Source organism: Desertivirga arenae (genome assembly GCF_017355785.1).
Lineage (GTDB): Bacteria > Bacteroidota > Bacteroidia > Sphingobacteriales > Sphingobacteriaceae > Desertivirga > Desertivirga arenae.
Genome location: NZ_JAFEWE010000028.1, coordinates 1 through 2,598 on the forward strand (window position 1 = coordinate 1; position 2,598 = coordinate 2,598).

Below are 2,598 nucleotides of genomic sequence, written 5' to 3' on the forward strand. Positions count from 1 at the left end.
TAGCACCATTACTCCATGCATAAGAATAAGGAGAAGTACCACCAGATACAGAGATATCAATAGCCCCGGTTGAAGCACCTTTAACAGAGACATCCGTTTTAGAAGTTACTACAGCGGCTAATAGAGCGGAAGGCTCAGTGATAGTAGCCGAAGCTGTAGTGGTTATACCATTTTTATCAGTAACGGTTAGTGTGTAAGTACCAGCTGCAAGACCGGTAAGATCTTCTGTAGTAGCACCATTACTCCATGCAAAAGTATAAGGCCCAGTTCCACCAGATACAGAGATATCAATAGCCCCAGTTGATGCACCTTTAACCGTAACATCGGTTTTAGAAGTTACTACAGCGGCTAATAGAGCGGAAGGCTCAGTAATAGTAGCCGAAGCTGTAGTGGTTACACCATTTTTATCAGTAACGGTTAGTGTATACGTACCTGCAGCAAGACCGGTAAGATCTTCTGTAGTAGCACCATTACTCCATGCATAAGAATAAGGAGAAGTACCACCAGATACAGAGATATCAATAGCCCCGGTTGAAGCACCTGTAACCGTAACGTTAGTTTTGCTCGTTACTACTGCCGCTAACAGAGCGGAAGGCTCAGTAATAGTAGCAGAAGCTGTGGTGGTTACACCATTTTTATCAGTAACGGTTAGTGTATACGTACCAGCTGCAAGACCGGTAAGATCTTCTGTAGTAGCACCATTACTCCATGCATAAGAATAAGGAGAAGTACCACCAGATACAGAGATATCAATAGCCCCGGTTGATGCACCTTTAACGGTAACATCGGTTTTAGAAGTTACTACAGCGGCTAATAGAGCGGAAGGCTCAGTAATAGTAGCCGAAGCTGTAGTGGTTACACCATTTTTATCAGTAACAGTAACTGAGTAAGTACCAGCTGCAAGACCGGTAAGATCTTCAGAGGAAGCACCATTGTTCCATGAATAAGTATAAGGCCCTGTTCCACCACTTACAGTGATATCAATAGCTCCCGTTGATGCACCTTTAACCGGAACATCAGTTTTAGAGGATACTACTGCTGCAAGTAAAGCAGAAGGCTCAGTGATAGTTGCTGAAGCAGTTGTAGTTATTCCGTTTTTATCAGTAACAGTAACTGAGTAAATACCAGCTGCAAGACCGGTAAGATCTTCTGTAGTAGCACCATTACTCCATGCATAAGAATAAGGAGAAGTACCACCAGATACAGAGATATCAATAGCACCGGTTGAAGCACCTGTAACCGGAACATTAGTTTTAGAGGATACTACTGCTGCAAGTAAAGCAGTAGGCTCAGTAATAGTAGCTGAAGCAGTTGTAGTTATTCCGTTTTTATCAGTAACAGTAACTGAGTAAGTACCAGCTGCAAGACCGGTAAGATCTTCTGTAGTAGCACCATTACTCCATGCATAAGAATAAGGAGAAGTACCACCAGATACAGTAATGTCAATAGCTCCAGTTGAAGCACCTGTAACCGTAACATCGGTTTTAGAAGTTACTACTGCAGCAAGTAGAGCAGAAGGCTCATTAATAGTAACGGTAGCAGTTTCTGTTATTCCGTTTTTATCAGTAACCGTCAGGGTATAAGTACCAACAGCAAGACCAGTAAGATCTTCTGTAGTGGCACCGTTGCTCCAAGAATAAGTATAAGGCCCAGTTCCACCAGTCACAGTAATGTCAATAGCTCCAGTTGAAGCACCTGTAACCGTAACATCGGTTTTAGAAGTTACTACTGCTGCAAGTAAAGCAGAAGGCTCAGTGATAGTAGCCGAAGCTGTAGTGGTTATACCATTTTTATCAGTAACGGTTAGTGTATACGTACCAGCTGCAAGACCGGTAAGATTTTCTGTAGTAGCACCATTACTCCATGAATAAGTATAAGGAGAAGTACCACCGCTTACAGAGATATCAATTGCTCCAGTTGAAGCACCTGTAACAGTTACATCAATTTTAGAAGTTACTACAGCCGCTAACAGAGCAGAAGGCTCAGTGATAGTTGCAGAAGCAGTTGTAGTTATTCCGTTTTTATCAGTAACAGTAACTGAGTAAGTACCAGCTGCAAGACCGGTAAGATCTTCTGTAGTAGCACCATTACTCCATGCATAAGAATAAGGAGAAGTACCACCAGATACAGAGATATCAATAGCCCCGGTTGAAGCACCTGTAACCGTAACGTTAGTTTTGCTCGTTACTACTGCCGCTAACAGAGCGGAAGGCTCAGTAATAGTAGCAGAAGCTGTTGTAGTTATTCCGTTTTTATCAGTAACGGTTAGTGTGTAAGTACCAGCTGCAAGGCCAGTAAGATCTTCAGAGGAAGCACCATTGCTCCATGAATAAGTATAAGGAGAAGTACCACCTGATACAGTAATATCAATAGCCCCGGTTGATGCACCTTTAACGGTAACATCGGTTTTAGAGGTTACTACTACTGCAAGTAAAGCGGAAGGCTCAGTAATAGTAGCCGAAGCTGTAGTGGTTATTCCGTTTTTATCAGTAACAGTAACTGAGTAAGTACCAGCTGCAAGACCGGTAAGATCTTCTGTAGTAGCACCATTACTCCATGCATAAGAATAAGGAGAAGTACCACCAGATACAGAGATAT

At 42.5% G+C, this 2,598-nt stretch carries 1 pseudogene; it reads right to left on the reverse strand.

The window, feature by feature from the left end:
- A pseudogene (locus J4N24_RS25295) lies at nucleotides 1-2,598 on the reverse strand (SprB repeat-containing protein); the annotation flags it as partial.